Raw genomic sequence first — 13,900 nt, 5'->3', positions numbered from 1 at the left:
CCGTTCCTGATGCAGGAACGGCCTTTTTTGTTGCTGGCGTCTTCGTTATTTAGCCAAAGCCACTTTGGGCTGAGCTACTTCCTTAACAGGTGCTTCAATAGCCGGGGTTTCTTTGGCCTGTTTTTCTTTAGCGATGAAGGCTTCGGCTTGCTCCACCAGCTCTTTGCTGCCGATGAAGACGGGGCAGCGCTCGTGTGGGGCCTGGGGCTCGATTTCCATAGTGCGGCGGTGGCCGTTGGAGCTTTTGCCGCCGGCTTGCTCCACGATGAAGGCCAGGGGGTTGCACTCGTACATGAGGCGGAGCTTGCCGGTGGGGTTTTTGGCGGTGGCGGGGTAGATGTAGATGCCGCCCTTGAGGAGGTTGCGGTGGAAATCGGCCACGAGCGAACCGATGTATCGGGCTGAGAAGCTCTTGTCCTTACAATGCTGCACGAACGCGGCCACGCCGGGCGAGAACGAGTCGGAGCTGCCCTCGTTGATGGAGTAGATATTGCCGGTTTTGGGGGTGCTGATGTCGGGGTGCGAGAGAAAGAACTCGCCCAGCGAGTGCTCGTAGGTGAAGCCGTTCACGCCGTTGCCCGTTGTATACACCATCATAGTGCTGGAGCCGTAGATGACGTAGCCGGCGGCTACCTGGTGGGTGCCGGGCTGCTGGCAGTCGGCGGCGGTGCCCTCGCGGCCGGTGGGCGACACGCGGCGGTAGATGCTAAAAATGGTGCCGATGCTCACGTTCACGTCAATGTTCGACGACCCGTCGAGCGGGTCGATGGCCACCACGTACTTGCCTTGGTTGTTGCCGGTCTGAATCATCTCGTCGTCTTCTTCCGAAATGATGGTACAGACTTCGCCACCGTTACGCAGGGCCCGGATGAAGCGGATGTTGGCGATGACGTCGAGCTTCTGCTGGTCTTCGCCCTGCACGTTCTGGCTGCCGTAGGCGCCGGCGATGTCGATGAGGCCCGAGCGGTTGATTTCGCGGTTGACGATTTTGGCGGCCAGGGCGATGTCGCGCAGCAGCTGCGAAAGCTCCCCGGTGGCGTAGGGGAAGTCTTCCTGCTTGCGCATGATGAAGCGGTCGAGGGTTGTGCCAACGGGCAAGGCCAGCTTGTTGTGGTCCATATAAATAGCTAAATGAGGTGGCGGGAACGGACAACAAAGCTACTCCGGCAGGACCGTAGTTTTTTGTAGGAAGTTGCCCTTTTTTAAGCGCATACGTTTGCTCAACGCGCCTGAGGCGGGCTTTTCTTGCGCTTTTCGCAGTTGCCAAAAGCTTTCGTGTAAGCCTGCTGCCGCCCCTACCTTTGCCGCTGATGGAAAAGTTGCAGGTGTACAAATTCGGGGGCGCGTCGGTGAAAGACGCGGCGGCTATTCTCAACCTGTGCCGCATCGTGCGGGACTTTGGGCCGCAGGGGCCGCTGGTGGTGGTGGTGTCGGCGATGGGCAAGACGACCAACGCGCTGGAGGAGATTTATGACTTGGCGTACAAGCAACAGAGCTACGAGGCGCAGCTCCAGCTACTGGAGCAGTTTCATCAGCAAACTGCCACCAAATTGGGATTGACTTCGGAGTCGTCGATAGGCTGGTACTTCAATAAGCTACTTCTCCAACTGCGGCAGCGTTTAGCGAAAATCAAGGCCACTGATGATTATGACGAGTATTATGACCAAGTGGTCAGCTTTGGCGAAATGCTCGCGTCGCAGCTAGTAGCCCATGCGCTCGGCGCGCAGAGCTTCAACAGTCAGCAACTGATTAGCACCGATACTTCCTGGCGTGAGGCGCGGGTAGACTGGCAGAAGACGGCGGCAAATGTTCGCTACGGTCTGACTGAATTGCTACTTGCCGGGCCGGTTGTTACGCAGGGCTTTTTGGGTGGCACCAGCTACGGAGTGGCTACGACGCAGGACCCCGCCAAAACCATTTATAAGGAGCGCACCACCACCCTCGGCCGCGAGGGCTCCGACTACACGGCCGCCATCCTAGCCTACTGCTTGCGGGCCGAGGCGGTAACCATCTGGAAAGACGTGGCGGGCCTGCTCAATGCCGACCCCAAAATCTTCCCCGACACGGTGCGCTACCCGGAAATCAGCTACCGCGAAACCATCGAAATGGCATATTACGGCGCCTCGGTCATTCACCCCAAAACGCTGAAACCGCTGGCCGACCGCAACATTCCGCTGCGCGTGAAGTCGTTTCTGGACCCGGCTGCCGAGGGCACGCTCATTCACGACTGCCAGCACCCGGCGCTGGCGCCCGCCTTCATTCGCAAGGCCGACCAGTGTCTGCTGTCCTTTGCCAGCAAGGACTTTTCGTTTATCTCGGAGGAGAATCTGGCCGTGATTTTTGCGGCGCTGGCGCAAGCCAAACTCAAGATTAACGTGATGCAGAACTCGGCCATCAGCTTCTCGGTGTGCACCGATTTTGTGGAGCGGCGGGTGCATCAGCTGCTCGATTTGCTGCGCGAGCAGTTTACCCTGCACTACAACACCGGCGTGCAGCTTTTCACCATCAAAAACTACGACGCGGCCAGCATTGCGCAGCTCACGGCGGGCAAGCGCCTGCTGCTGGAGCAGCGCACGCGCAGCACGTTTCAGTTTGTGTGCCAGGCGTCGTAGCGCGGACTTTCAGTCCGCGGCTTCAGCTGTCGGCTTTTTAAAATCATCGTTTTAACTCGCGGACTAAAAGTCCGCGCTACTTATGGATTTCCTCCTCGTAACGCCCCAGGCGCGGCCTGGCGTGGCCCTCGTTCAGCTCAACCGGCCCAAAGAACTCAATGCTTTAAATGGGCAATTAGTCCGCGAAATCCGCGACGCGCTACAGGCGCTCGATGCCGATGAGGCAGTGCGTGTGGTCGTCCTCACGGGCAACGAGCGGGCCTTCGCGGCCGGGGCCGATATTAAGGAAATGGCCGGTAAAACGGCCGTGGATATGTTTCTTGACGACCGGTTTGCCACGCTGGAGCAGATTCGGCGGTTTCGCAAGCCACTGATTGGGGCGGTGTCAGGCTTTGCGCTGGGCGGCGGCTGCGAGTTGGCCATGACCTGCGACATGCTGGTGGCATCCGAAACGGCGCAGTTCGGGCAGCCCGAAATCAGGCTGGGCACCATGCCCGGCGCGGGCGGCACCCAGCGCTTGGCCCGGGCCGTGGGCAAGGCCAAGGCCATGGAAATGGTGCTCACGGGCGAGTTCATTTCGGCCCACGAAGCCCACCGCGTGGGCTTGGTGAACCGCGTGGTGCCCGTGGGCCAGTACCTGGAAGAGGCCTTCCGCCTGGCGGCCCGCATTGCGGCCATGAGCCCGGTGGCGGCGCGCCTAGCCAAGGAATCCATCAACCGCGTGTTTGAAACGCACTTGGAGGAAGGGCTGCATTTCGAGCGCAAGAACTTCTACCTCACGTTTGCTTCGGAAGACCAGAAAGAAGGGATGGCCGCGTTTGTGGAGAAGCGCAAGCCGGAATTCATCGGGAAGTAGTGCATAATCAGGACGTCATGCTGAGCGCAGCCGAAGCATCTCTACCGCGCAAGTAATTCATTTGCTACTGCGGTAAAGATGCTTCGGCTGCGCTCAACATGACGTTTCTTTAATTCTTGCGTACACACAGCCATTATCATCATTTACAGAAGCAATAAATGGCAGTTCTCGTGGGCAAGCGCGCCCCTTCCTTTAAAGCCACAGCCGTCATTGATGGCACCTTCGAAGAGGATTTTTCGCTGGACCGCTACTTGGGCAAAAAGCACGTTCTTTTCTACTTCTACCCCGCCGATTTCAGCCGGGTGTGCCCCACCGAAATTCTGGCTTTCCAAGACCGGCTGGCCGAGTTTGAGAAACGCAACGTGGCCGTGGTGGGCTGCTCCACCGACACGCAGTACGCCCACCTGGCCTGGCAGCTGACGCCGCGTGAGAAAGGCGGCATTTTCGGGGTGAAGTACCCGCTGGTGGCCGATGCGACCAAAACCATTTCGGCCAACTACGACGTGCTGGGCGGCCACTACGACTACACCGAGCAGGGCGAAATGGTGTACGTGGGCTCGCCCCTCGCCTACCGCGGCCTGTTCCTCATCGACCGCGACGGCATTGTGCGTCACCAGCTCATCAATGACCGGCCGCTAGGCCGCAGTCTCACCGAGGCCCTGCGCATGATTGATGCCTTGCAGCATTTCGAGAAAAACGGCGAGTCCTGCCCCGCCGACTGGCAGGAAACGTCGGAGGACTAAAGGCGTTTCTGGTTCAGCTTAGTAGCGCGAACTTTCAGTTCGCGTCCCGGAAAGAATGCCAAGCGGCGCGGGGACGCGAACTGAAAGTTCACGCTACTGCGTAATTTTGGGGCTTGCTATTCCTCTATAACATCGGCCTGGGTCTTTATGGCCTGCTGCTGCGGCTGCTGGCGCCATTTGTGCCCAAAGCGGCCGCTTGGGTGGCCGGCCGCCGCGGCCTGCTGGCCTACATTCGCCAAACATTAAGTAACGATACCGCGCCGCGCGTGTGGTTCCACTGCGCTTCGCTTGGCGAGTTCGAGCAGGGCCGGCCGCTGCTTGAAGCCCACCGCAAAGCCTACCCGGGCACCAAGCTGGTGCTCACGTTCTTCTCCCCTTCGGGCTACGAAATCCGCAAAAACTGGCCGGGCGCCGACTATATTTTCTACCTGCCTTTGGATACGCGCGGCAACGCCCGGGCTTTTCTCGATGCGGTGCAGCCCCGGCTGGTGGTGTTTGTGAAGTACGAGTTCTGGTACCATTTCCTGACGGAAACGCACCGGCGCGGCATTCCGGCCGTGGTGGTGTCGGCCATTTTCCGGCCCGACCAAATGTTTTTCAAGCCTTGGGGCGGCTTCTTTCGTCGAATTCTTTCGCGTTTTGCCCACATTTTCACCCAAAATGAAAGCTCGGCGGCGCTGCTGCGCCAACACGGCATTCAGCAAGTGAGCGTGGCCGGCGATACCCGCTTTGATACGGTGGTGGCTACGGCAGCCTCGGCGCACCGGCCGCTGCCGGTGGTCGATGCCTTTGTGGCTGATGGCGCGCCGGTGCTAGTGGTGGGCAGCAGCTGGCCCGAAGACCTGCCGGCCCTCACGCCGCTGCTCCAGAAACACCAGCAGTTGCGGGTGCTGGTGGCCCCGCACGAAATCACCGAAACCAACCTGCGCCTCGTGGAAGCCGCGCTGCCGGGCCAGGTGCTGCGCTACTCGCAGGCCACCACGGCCAACGCCGCACAGGCCCGCGTGCTGCTGTTTGACAACGTGGGCTTGCTGAGCCAGCTCTACCGGTTTGGTAAGTTTGCCTACATCGGCGGCGCCTTCGGCAAGGGCCTGCATAATACGCTGGAGGCCGCTGCTTTTGGCCTGCCGCTGTTTTTCGGGCCGACTTACGGCAAGTTTCAGGAAGCCGTAGAGTTGGTAGCGCTGAAATGCGCCTTCCCCATTCACGATGCCACGGAGCTGGAAGCGGCTTTCGCACCTTTGTTGCGCAACGAAGAGTTGCGGCTGCGGCTGCAAGACGTGTTGCTCGATTACGTACACGGGCAGGCGGGCGCCACCCGCACCATCATGGCCGCGCTGCCCGGCCTCACTGCTGCCCCCTGATGAACTCAGAAACCACCCAATCTGCCCCGCCCCTGCTGCACGGCGTCGTTGTAAAATCGACGGGCTCGTGGTACGTCGTGCGCGCAGCGTCGGGCCAGCTGTACCGCTGCCGCCTGCGGGGCAAATTCAAGATGAAAGGCCTGAAAGCCAGCAACCCGCTGGCCGTGGGCGACCAGGTCGATTTCACCGTCGAGGCCCAGGCCGAGGGCGCGGGCGTCATCTCGCACATCGCCCCACGCCGCAACTACATCGTGCGCCGCTCGGTGCACAAAACCGGCCACGTGCACATCGTAGCCGCCAATCTGGACCAGGCCATGCTGGTGGTTACGCTGGTGTCGCCGGCCACTTCGTTTGGGTTTATCGACCGGTTTTTGGTCACGGCCGAGGCCTACCACATTCCGGTCACGCTGCTGTTCAATAAAACGGATTTGTACGACGAGGAAGGCTTTGCCTACCAGGCCGAAATTGCGGGCATGTACGCCAGCTTGGGCTACCCCAGCCGCACCTGCGCCGCCAGCCTGGGCGAGGGCGTGGCCGAAATCGACCAGCTGCTGGAAGGCAAAGTAAGCCTGCTGGCTGGCCATTCCGGCGTGGGCAAAAGCACGCTCATCAACGCCCTAGTGCCCGACCTCGACCTGAAAACCGCCGAAATCAGCGACTTTTCCGACAAAGGCGTGCACACCACGACCTTCGCCGAAATGCTGGAAGTGCGCCCCGGTACATTCATCATCGACACGCCCGGCATCAAGGAGCTGGGCCTCGTCGACCTGCCGCCCGCTGAGCTGGCCGGCTACTTCCCCGAATTCCGCGCCCTGCTGGGCCAGTGCCGCTATCATAACTGCCAGCACACCCACGAGCCCGGTTGCGCCGTGCGCGAAGCCGTGGACCAGGGCCGCATCGCCCTGCCCCGCTACGACAGCTACCTCAGCATGCTGGCCGGCGAGGACAACCGGCATTAACGCCTGCGCCAGCTCGTCATTGCGAGGCCGCAGGCCGCGGCAATCCGTCCTCTTAATGCGACCAGCCTCGAGTTGTGAGAAAGTCTTTCCTTATGAACGCAATAAAGCCCCAACTCTATTCAGAGTTGGGGCTTTTCACTCAAGGACGTATCTGGTTTTGAGAGGACGGATTGCCACGTTGCACTACGCTCCACTCGCAATGACGACGTCTTATTTGGCCAGCGGTAACACCACGCCATCAATGACGTGGGTCACGCCATTGCTGGAAATCACGTCGGCAATTTGCACGGTGGCGGGGGCATCCTTGCCGTTGCTCACCATCACTTTGCCGTCTTTCACCGAGATGTGCAGCTTTTCGCCATTCACCGTGGTCAGTTCTTGGCCATCCTTGAGGTCGGCAGCCACGAGGCGGCCAGGGATGACGTGGTAAGTGAGCACGCCTTTCAGATTCGCTTTGCTGGCCTCGTCCATCAAGCCAGCTAGTGCGCCTTTGGGCAGCTTTTCGAAAGCGGCATTGGTGGGAGCAAATACAGTGAAGGGGCCGGGGCCGCTCAGGGTTTCCACCAAGCCGGCCTGCTTCACGGCAGACACTAGGGTGCTGACGCTGGTGGCCGCCGAGGCATTTTCGACGATGTTTTTGTCGGCCGTCATGGCCACGCCGTCCACCATCACGCCGCCGGGCTTGGCCATCCGGGCCGAATCACCGGCCAGCGCCGCGAGCGAGTCGGCGGGGTTGACGGTGCTCGCGCCGGTTTCGGTGGTGGCGGGCTTGTCGTTGCCGCAACTGGCCATTAGGAGCGAAGTAGCCAGGGCAGCGAGTAGCGGAGCGAAATGTTTTTTCATGTAAAACGCAGGTGTGAAAAAAGTAAGAAGGGTATATGCCAGTGTGGCGCTCAGGGTTACGGACAAATGCCCCCGTAGGGTTGTTTCGATGCTGGTCGGTTTTCTTACCTTCGCGCCCTCCAATGTGCGGCGCTTGCCGTATCATTCGTTAAATCCACCAAGTTCCGATACATGAAAACCGCAGAAATCCACACCAAAAAAGGCGTGATGAAGGTTGAGTTCTACGAGCAGGACGCTCCGAACACCGTCAAAAACTTTACCGACTTGGCCCAGAAAGGCTACTACGATGGCCTGAAATTCCACCGCGTCATCCCGAATTTCGTCATTCAGGGCGGCTGCCCCAACACCCGGGCCGGCGCCAAAGGCCACCCCGGCACCGGCGGCCCCGGCTACAAAATCGACTGCGAAACCAGCGGCGGCCACCAGTACCACGAGCGCGGCGTCCTCAGCATGGCCCACGCCGGTAAAAACACGGGCGGCTCGCAGTTCTTCATCGTGCACTCGCGCGACAACACCGCCCACCTCGACCGCGTGCACACCGTATTCGGCAAAGTAGTGGATGGCCTGGACGTTATCGACCAGATTAAAGCCGACGACGAAATTGAGAAGATTGTGGTGAAGGAAGAGGCGTAAGCTTCCGACTGAAAACGCAAGAACGTCATGTCGAGCGCAGCCGAGACATCTCGCGTGCCGAAGTAATTATTTACTCTGGCACGTGAGATGTCTCGGCTGCGCTCGACATGACGTTCTCTTTTACATATAATTAACTTTTTTACTTCTTCCCCTCTGTCGGATTCTCAATTTCCTGCACCAACTGGCCATACCAGCTCTCGCCGTACTTGCGAATCAGCGGTTCCTTCAGAAACTGGTAGATGCGCACGCCCAGCGTACTGCCAAACGAGCAAGCCGGATTGCAGATGCCCCACCGGTCGTAGTTCAGCGCGTCAAATCCCTCATACTTCGTGATGCGAATGGGGTACAGGTGGCAGCTGATGGGCTTTTTGAACGTGGTGGCGCCGGCCAGATATGCCTGCTCGATACCGCATTTCAAGATGCCGCGCTCATCATATAGCGCGTAAGCGCACTCCTTATCGTCGATGGTGGTGGTGCTGTAGTCGCCTTCCCAATCCTTGATGTACAGGCCCTGGGCCTTGATGGCCGCCTTGCCGGCTTCATTCAGGAAGGGCTCGATGTTGGCGTATTCCTGCTCCAGAATGCGCAGCTCGGCTTCTTCCAGGGGCGCGCCGAGGTCGCCCTCCACGCAGCAGGCGCCTTTGCAGGCTTCGAGGTTGCAGACGAAAAAATGGTCGGCGATGTCGTCAGAAATAACCGTTTCCTGGATAATAATCATAATGCGGCGCTTGAGGAGGATGACAAAGATACTTCTTTGCCACCCCTAAGTGCCCGGCGTCAAACCAAAATCAGCAGGGCCGGCCCTACCAGAACCATGACGTTGGCCGCAATAAATCCCATCAAAAACGGCGGCCGGTAGCCAAAGAGGAGCGCCAGCAATGCGGCAATAAGCCCGCAGGCACCAAATACCAGCGTCAGCAGCCCCGTGAAGAATGGTAGCCCCGGATTGCACATATCCGCCACGGGCATCACTTGGGCCAAGCCCACCGTAATGACCAGCCCAAGGGCATAAAAAAGCAGGGCGCTCCAGAAGCCGATTTTCCAGCCGCTGACCGAACTGAGGGAAGGGAAAGCCATGTTACAAGTTACTAAAGCCTTTGCCGTTGCCTAAGCTTTTTAGCAGCAGAAAGCCGGTTGTTTCCGGGCTCTTTGCCAAATGTAGTACCTTTGCGGCTCTCGCTGCGGGCTCGTTTTACCTGAATAATGGCACTAGATTATCTTTCCCTACTCAATCCGTCGCAAGGCGCCGCGGTGATGCAAACCGATGGTCCCTGCATGATTATCGCGGGCGCCGGCTCGGGCAAAACCCGGGTGCTCACCTACCGCATTGCCCACCTGCTCGAACAGGGTGTCGACCCGTTCAACATCCTCGCCCTCACCTTCACCAATAAAGCCGCCAAGGAAATGCGCGCCCGTGTGGAGAAGGTGGTTGGTCCCGCCGCCCGCAGCCTCTGGATGGGCACCTTTCACTCGGTTTTTGCCAAAATCCTGCGGTCCGAGGCCGACAAAATCGGTTTCCCACGCAGCTTCACCATCTACGACACGCAGGATTCCAAAACCCTGATGGGGCAGATTGTAAAGGAGCTGGAGCTCGACGACAAGCTCTATAAGCCCAGCGTGGTGCTAGGCCGGATTTCGGCCGCCAAAAACAAGCTGATTTCCCACAACCAATATTTGAGCGACCCGGCTATCAAAGCCGACGACGAAGCGGCCCTGCGCCCCAAGATTGGCGTGATTTACCAGCAGTACCAGCAACGCTGCTTCAAGGCCGGCGCGATGGATTTCGACGACCTGCTGTTCAACACCAACGTGCTGTTTCGCGACCACGCCGATGTTCTGAATAAATATCAGAATATGTTCCGGTTTGTGATGGTGGACGAGTACCAGGACACCAACTATTCGCAGTATTTAATTACGCGCAAGCTGGCGGCTAAAGAGCGGAATATCTGCGTGGTGGGCGACGATGCGCAGAGTATTTACGCCTTCCGCGGTGCCGACATTTCCAACATTCTCAATTTTGAGAAAGACTATCCCGAATTACAGGTATTTAAACTGGAGCAGAATTACCGCTCCACGAAAAATATCGTGTGGGCCGCTAATTCGGTCATTAAAAACAACCAAGCGCAATTGCGCAAGGACGTCTTTTCGGAGAACGAAGACGGGACGCTGATTGAGGTAATCAAAGCCGCTTCCGACAACGAGGAAGGCAAGTTGGTTGCTAATTCCATCTTTGAGGACAAGATGAATGGCCACTTGTCGTACGACAATTTTGCTATTCTCTACCGCACTAACGCGCAAAGCCGCGCGATGGAAGAATCATTGCGGAAATTAAATATCAAATACAAGATTGTTGGCGGCCTGAGCTTTTACCAGCGCAAGGAAATCAAGGATTTGGTGGCTTATTTGCGCCTCACAGTCAATCAAAACGACGAGCAGGCCATTCGCCGGGTAATTAATTATCCGAAGCGCGGCATTGGTGACACCACCATTAGTAAACTAATTATGACAGCCGAAGAAGCCAACCACACGCTGTGGGAAGTGGTATCCAACGCCGACCAATTTATGGCTGCGCGGGTGAGCAACCCGGTGGTGGGCTTTGCTGAGAAAATCAAGAGCTACATCGTGGTAGCCGGCAAGGAGGACGCGTTTGAAGCTGCTAAGTTCATCGCCAAAAACTCCGGCATGCTGGAGGAATTGTACGCCGACAAGAGCATTGAAGGCCTTTCTCGCTACGAAAACATCCAGGAATTGCTCAACGGCATCAAGGAGTATGTGGACGACCCCGAGCGCGAAGACAAGAGCCTCGGCGCGTTCCTGCAGGACATTGCCCTCGTCACCGACTCCGACCTGAAGGATGCCGCCCAGGAAGGCGAAGCCGTGACATTGATGACCATTCACTCCGCTAAAGGCCTGGAATTCCGCAACGTGTACATCGTGGGCATGGAGGAAAACCTCTTCCCGAGCCAGATGATGATTACCTCGCGGGCCGATTTGGAAGAAGAGCGTCGCCTATTCTACGTGGCCATCACGCGGGCCGAGAAGAAGCTCACGCTCAGCTACGCTACCTCGCGCTACCAGTGGGGCAATCTGCGCAGCTGCGAGAAAAGCCGCTTTCTGGATGAAATTGACCCGCAGTACCTCAACGTGAAGTTTTCGGCCGGGCCCGGCGCGGGCGAAGGCTCGCCGTTTCAGCACGTTTTTGAGCGCCGTTCGAACCTGATTCCCACCGCGCCCCGTAAAGTGCAGGCTACGAAGTACGTGGCCCCGACCGATTTCGCGCCCTCCGACACCTCCAAGCTGCAAACCGGGCAGCGCGTGGAGCACGCCAAGTTCGGCTTCGGCGTAGTGAACGCGCTGGAAAACCAGCAGGGCACCACCAAGGCCACCATTCTCTTCGAGGAAGTGGGCGAGAAAGTGCTGCTGCTGAGCTTCGCCAAGCTGCGGGTGCATTAATTGTTTTCGGCTAGCCGAATCGGTTGGCCGTCATGCTGAGCGTAGCCGAAGCATCTTTACCGCGCAACGTAATCATTTACTATTGCCTTAGAGATGCTTCGGCTGCGTTCAGCATGACGTTTTTCCATACAAAGACGGCCGACCATCTTGGGGCCTTATCTTTGGCCTGGGCCCCGCCTGCGCGGACTCCCCTACTCTTTTTTATGACTGACTTCACCAACCTGCCCTTCCACCTGCAACTGCTGGTGCGCGAATATGGGCAAAGCACTTACCAGCTCATTCAGGGCCTCAAAGACATTGAGGACCAAGCCGAGCGCACCAAGCGGGCCGGGCAGATTGTGCAGCTTATGCTGCGCCTGCAGCCTGCGCTGCGCGAGTTGCCGGAAGTGCAAACCCGCCTTTGGAACCACCTGCACGCCATGGCCAGCGAGGAGGTTACTCTGGATGCACCAGTGCCCCTCCGCAGCCTGACGGTGCGCACCGAGAAGCCGGCCCGCGTGCCCTACCCCCGCACCGCGCCCCGCCTCCGGGCCTACGGTGCCGGTATTGAGGCCCTCATCGCCAAGGCCCTGACCTTGGAAGACGCCACCGAGCGCGAGCAGGCCACGGTGCAGATTGGCCGCACCATGAAATTCCTCTACCGCCAGCACAACAAGGAAAACGCCAAGGACGTGACCATCCTGCGGCACCTGAGCGAGCTGTCGGGCGGTCAGCTCCGGCTCGACCCGGCCCTGGTAGATGCCGAGGGGCTGTTTGAAACGGCCGTTGGTCGTACGCCGGCATTCATCGTCCCGCAGCCCTCTCAGCAGCGCGAGGGCCGTGACCGACGCGAGAACCGCGACAACCGGGGTGGCAACAGCTTCGGCGGCAAAAATGGCAAAAAGCGCAAAAAAGGCCGTAGCCAGGAGCCACAGCAGCCGCCTCAGTAATTCCAATTTCAACGAACGTCATGCTGAGCGCAGCCGAAGCATCTCTACTGCATTACTAAAAAGAATTAGTTGCACAGTAGAGATGCTTCGGCTGCGCTCAGCATGACGTTCTGACTATCTGAACACCCGAATACTAAACACCTACACAAATGGCAGCATTTGAAGTACGCGGCGGCAAGCAGCTGCGCGGCGAAATCACGCCCCAGGGCGCTAAAAACGAAGCCCTCCAGATTCTCTGCGCGGTATTGCTCACCCCCGAGCCGGTTACCATCAGCAATATTCCCGACATCCGCGACGTCAATAAACTCATCGAATTGCTGCGCGACATGGGCGTGAAAGTGGGCAAGCTGGCCACCGACACGTATATTTTTCAGGCCGAGGACGTTAATCTGGACTACCTCGACACACCGGAATTTATTGCACAAGCCGGCGCGCTGCGCGGCTCGGTGATGATTCTGGGGCCTATGCTGGGGCGTTACGGCCGCTGCCAGCTGCCCAAGCCCGGCGGCGACAAAATTGGCCGCCGGCCCATGGACACGCACTTCCTGGGCCTCGAAAAGCTGGGCGGCAAGCTCACGCTCGAAGGCAAGGACTTCTACAAAATCAAGGTTGACGGCAAGCTGACCGGCACCCACATGCTGCTCGATGAAGCCTCCGTGACCGGCACGGCCAACATCCTGATGGCCGCCGTGCTGGCCGAAGGCACAACCACCATTTACAACGCCGCCTGCGAACCTTATTTGCAGCAACTCTGCCGCATGTTGGTGCGCATGGGCGCCAACATTCAAGGCATTGGCTCGAACCTGCTCACCATCGTGGGCGTCGACAGCCTCGGCGGCACCGACCATCGCATGCTGCCCGATATGATTGAAATCGGCTCCTTTATTGGCCTGGCGGCCATGACGGGCTCCGAAATCACCATCAAAGACTGCCAGATTCCCGAGCTCGGCCTCATCCCCGATACCTTCCGCAAGCTGGGCATTCAGCTCGAATTCCGGGGCGACGACATCCATATTCCGGCCCAGAAGCACTACGAAATTGCCACCTACCTCGACGGCTCCATCCTCACGGTTTCGGACCACACCTGGCCCGGCTTCACCCCCGATTTGCTGAGCATTGTGCTGGTGGTGGCCTGCCAGGCCAAGGGTACGGTGCTCATTCACCAGAAAATGTTCGAGTCGCGCCTGTTTTTCGTGGACAAGCTCATCGACATGGGCGCCCAGATTATCCTCTGCGACCCGCACCGCGCCACCGTCATTGGCCTCGACCAGCAGAAGCAGTTGCACGGCATCACGATGACCTCGCCCGATATCCGGGCCGGGGTGGCCCTGCTTATCGCTGCCCTCTCGGCCGAAGGCACTAGCACCATCCTCAACGTGGAGCAGATTGACCGCGGCTACCAGTTCATCGACCAGCGCCTGAATGCCCTGGGTGCCGAAATCCGCCGGGTATAGGCCCATCTGTGGCTTGACAATAAAAATGCCTGGCTTTGCAGTCAGGCATTTTTA

13 protein-coding genes are annotated in these 13,900 nt (G+C 58.7%); 9 read left to right on the top strand and 4 right to left on the bottom strand.

Features of this window, described 5'->3' with window-relative positions; all coding sequences use genetic code 11:
• Window positions 1-45: 45 nt before the first annotated feature.
• Complete coding sequence (gene fbp / locus Q5H92_RS13475) at window positions 46-1,119, bottom strand: class 1 fructose-bisphosphatase (protein ID WP_305012054.1); 1,074 nt, start codon at window positions 1,117-1,119, stop codon at window positions 46-48.
• Window positions 1,120-1,310: 191 nt separating this feature from the next.
• Here fbp and Q5H92_RS13470 point away from each other — a divergent pair, with 191 nt between their 5' ends.
• The 5 genes from Q5H92_RS13470 to rsgA all read left to right on the top strand — a co-directional run bounded on the left by Q5H92_RS13470 (window position 1,311) and on the right by rsgA (window position 6,534).
• Window positions 1,311-2,612 (top strand): aspartate kinase, encoded by a 1,302-nt coding sequence (locus Q5H92_RS13470; RefSeq protein ID WP_305012053.1) that lies wholly within the window; start codon window positions 1,311-1,313, stop codon window positions 2,610-2,612.
• A gap of 82 nt (window positions 2,613-2,694) precedes the next feature.
• Entirely contained in the window at window positions 2,695-3,468 is a 774-nt protein-coding gene (locus tag Q5H92_RS13465; protein WP_305012052.1) for an enoyl-CoA hydratase-related protein, read from the top strand.
• Between the two features lie 158 nt (window positions 3,469-3,626).
• Window positions 3,627-4,211 carry a peroxiredoxin gene (locus Q5H92_RS13460; protein WP_305012051.1) on the top strand — a complete coding sequence of 195 codons (585 nt, stop codon included), beginning with the start codon at window positions 3,627-3,629 and terminating at the stop codon, window positions 4,209-4,211.
• A 113-nt stretch (window positions 4,212-4,324) separates the two neighbouring features.
• The gene (locus Q5H92_RS13455; RefSeq protein ID WP_305012050.1) at window positions 4,325-5,575 is read left to right on the top strand and encodes a 3-deoxy-D-manno-octulosonic acid transferase; all 1,251 of its coding nucleotides are present in this window, start codon (window positions 4,325-4,327) and stop codon (window positions 5,573-5,575) included.
• Complete coding sequence (rsgA, locus tag Q5H92_RS13450; protein WP_305012049.1) at window positions 5,575-6,534, top strand: ribosome small subunit-dependent GTPase A; 960 nt, start codon at window positions 5,575-5,577, stop codon at window positions 6,532-6,534. Before Q5H92_RS13455 ends, rsgA begins: the two co-directional genes overlap by 1 nt.
• Window positions 6,535-6,744: 210 nt before the next feature.
• On the opposite strand, the gene Q5H92_RS13445 is transcribed toward rsgA, so the two are convergent.
• Complete coding sequence (locus Q5H92_RS13445) at window positions 6,745-7,377, bottom strand: fasciclin domain-containing protein (RefSeq protein ID WP_305012048.1); 633 nt, start codon at window positions 7,375-7,377, stop codon at window positions 6,745-6,747.
• Between the two features lie 171 nt (window positions 7,378-7,548).
• Here Q5H92_RS13445 and Q5H92_RS13440 point away from each other — a divergent pair, with 171 nt between their 5' ends.
• On the top strand, window positions 7,549-8,010 hold the full coding sequence (locus Q5H92_RS13440) for a peptidylprolyl isomerase (RefSeq protein ID WP_305012047.1): 462 nt from the start codon (window positions 7,549-7,551) through the stop codon (window positions 8,008-8,010).
• A 139-nt stretch (window positions 8,011-8,149) separates the two neighbouring features.
• Here Q5H92_RS13440 and Q5H92_RS13435 read toward each other — a convergent pair whose 3' ends face one another.
• Together Q5H92_RS13435 and Q5H92_RS13430 are read right to left on the bottom strand one after the other, a co-directional pair.
• On the bottom strand, window positions 8,150-8,728 hold the full coding sequence (locus Q5H92_RS13435; protein WP_305012046.1) for a DUF3109 family protein: 579 nt from the start codon (window positions 8,726-8,728) through the stop codon (window positions 8,150-8,152).
• Between the two features lie 59 nt (window positions 8,729-8,787).
• On the bottom strand, window positions 8,788-9,087 hold the full coding sequence (locus tag Q5H92_RS13430; RefSeq protein ID WP_305012045.1) for a hypothetical protein: 300 nt from the start codon (window positions 9,085-9,087) through the stop codon (window positions 8,788-8,790).
• Window positions 9,088-9,213: 126 nt separating this feature from the next.
• Here Q5H92_RS13430 and Q5H92_RS13425 point away from each other — a divergent pair, with 126 nt between their 5' ends.
• The 3 genes from Q5H92_RS13425 (at window position 9,214) to murA (ending at window position 13,846) form a co-directional block, all read left to right on the top strand.
• Window positions 9,214-11,463 (top strand): ATP-dependent helicase, encoded by a 2,250-nt coding sequence (locus Q5H92_RS13425; protein ID WP_305012044.1) that lies wholly within the window; start codon window positions 9,214-9,216, stop codon window positions 11,461-11,463.
• 203 nt (window positions 11,464-11,666) lie between these two features.
• Window positions 11,667-12,392: a DUF4290 domain-containing protein gene (locus Q5H92_RS13420; protein WP_305012043.1), complete on the top strand. Its 726-nt coding sequence runs from the start codon at window positions 11,667-11,669 to the stop codon at window positions 12,390-12,392.
• Between the two features lie 149 nt (window positions 12,393-12,541).
• Window positions 12,542-13,846, top strand: coding sequence for a UDP-N-acetylglucosamine 1-carboxyvinyltransferase (gene murA, locus Q5H92_RS13415; RefSeq protein WP_305012042.1), 1,305 nt, complete (start codon window positions 12,542-12,544; stop codon window positions 13,844-13,846).
• Window positions 13,847-13,900: the final 54 nt, after the last annotated feature.

The sequence above is a fragment of the Hymenobacter mellowenesis genome, from assembly GCF_030581005.1.
GTDB classification, from domain to species: domain Bacteria; phylum Bacteroidota; class Bacteroidia; order Cytophagales; family Hymenobacteraceae; genus Hymenobacter; species Hymenobacter mellowenesis.
Note: the sequence above shows the minus strand (reverse complement) of the source record. Positions and strands in the feature narration are given on the sequence as shown.

What these genes read in the sequence shown, in the direction of transcription:
- fbp (WP_305012054.1), bottom strand. Translation starts at nt 1,119, where the DNA reads ATGGACCACAACAAGCTGGCCTTGCCCGTTGGCACAACCCTCGACCGC.
- Q5H92_RS13470 (WP_305012053.1), top strand. Translation starts at nt 1,311, where the DNA reads ATGGAAAAGTTGCAGGTGTACAAATTCGGGGGCGCGTCGGTGAAAGAC.
- Q5H92_RS13465 (WP_305012052.1), top strand. Translation starts at nt 2,695, where the DNA reads ATGGATTTCCTCCTCGTAACGCCCCAGGCGCGGCCTGGCGTGGCCCTC.
- Q5H92_RS13460 (WP_305012051.1), top strand. Translation starts at nt 3,627, where the DNA reads ATGGCAGTTCTCGTGGGCAAGCGCGCCCCTTCCTTTAAAGCCACAGCC.
- rsgA (WP_305012049.1), top strand. Translation starts at nt 5,575, where the DNA reads ATGAACTCAGAAACCACCCAATCTGCCCCGCCCCTGCTGCACGGCGTC.
- Q5H92_RS13445 (WP_305012048.1), bottom strand. Translation starts at nt 7,377, where the DNA reads ATGAAAAAACATTTCGCTCCGCTACTCGCTGCCCTGGCTACTTCGCTC.
- Q5H92_RS13440 (WP_305012047.1), top strand. Translation starts at nt 7,549, where the DNA reads ATGAAAACCGCAGAAATCCACACCAAAAAAGGCGTGATGAAGGTTGAG.
- Q5H92_RS13435 (WP_305012046.1), bottom strand. Translation starts at nt 8,728, where the DNA reads ATGATTATTATCCAGGAAACGGTTATTTCTGACGACATCGCCGACCAT.
- Q5H92_RS13430 (WP_305012045.1), bottom strand. Translation starts at nt 9,087, where the DNA reads ATGGCTTTCCCTTCCCTCAGTTCGGTCAGCGGCTGGAAAATCGGCTTC.
- Q5H92_RS13425 (WP_305012044.1), top strand. Translation starts at nt 9,214, where the DNA reads ATGGCACTAGATTATCTTTCCCTACTCAATCCGTCGCAAGGCGCCGCG.
- Q5H92_RS13420 (WP_305012043.1), top strand. Translation starts at nt 11,667, where the DNA reads ATGACTGACTTCACCAACCTGCCCTTCCACCTGCAACTGCTGGTGCGC.
- murA (WP_305012042.1), top strand. Translation starts at nt 12,542, where the DNA reads ATGGCAGCATTTGAAGTACGCGGCGGCAAGCAGCTGCGCGGCGAAATC.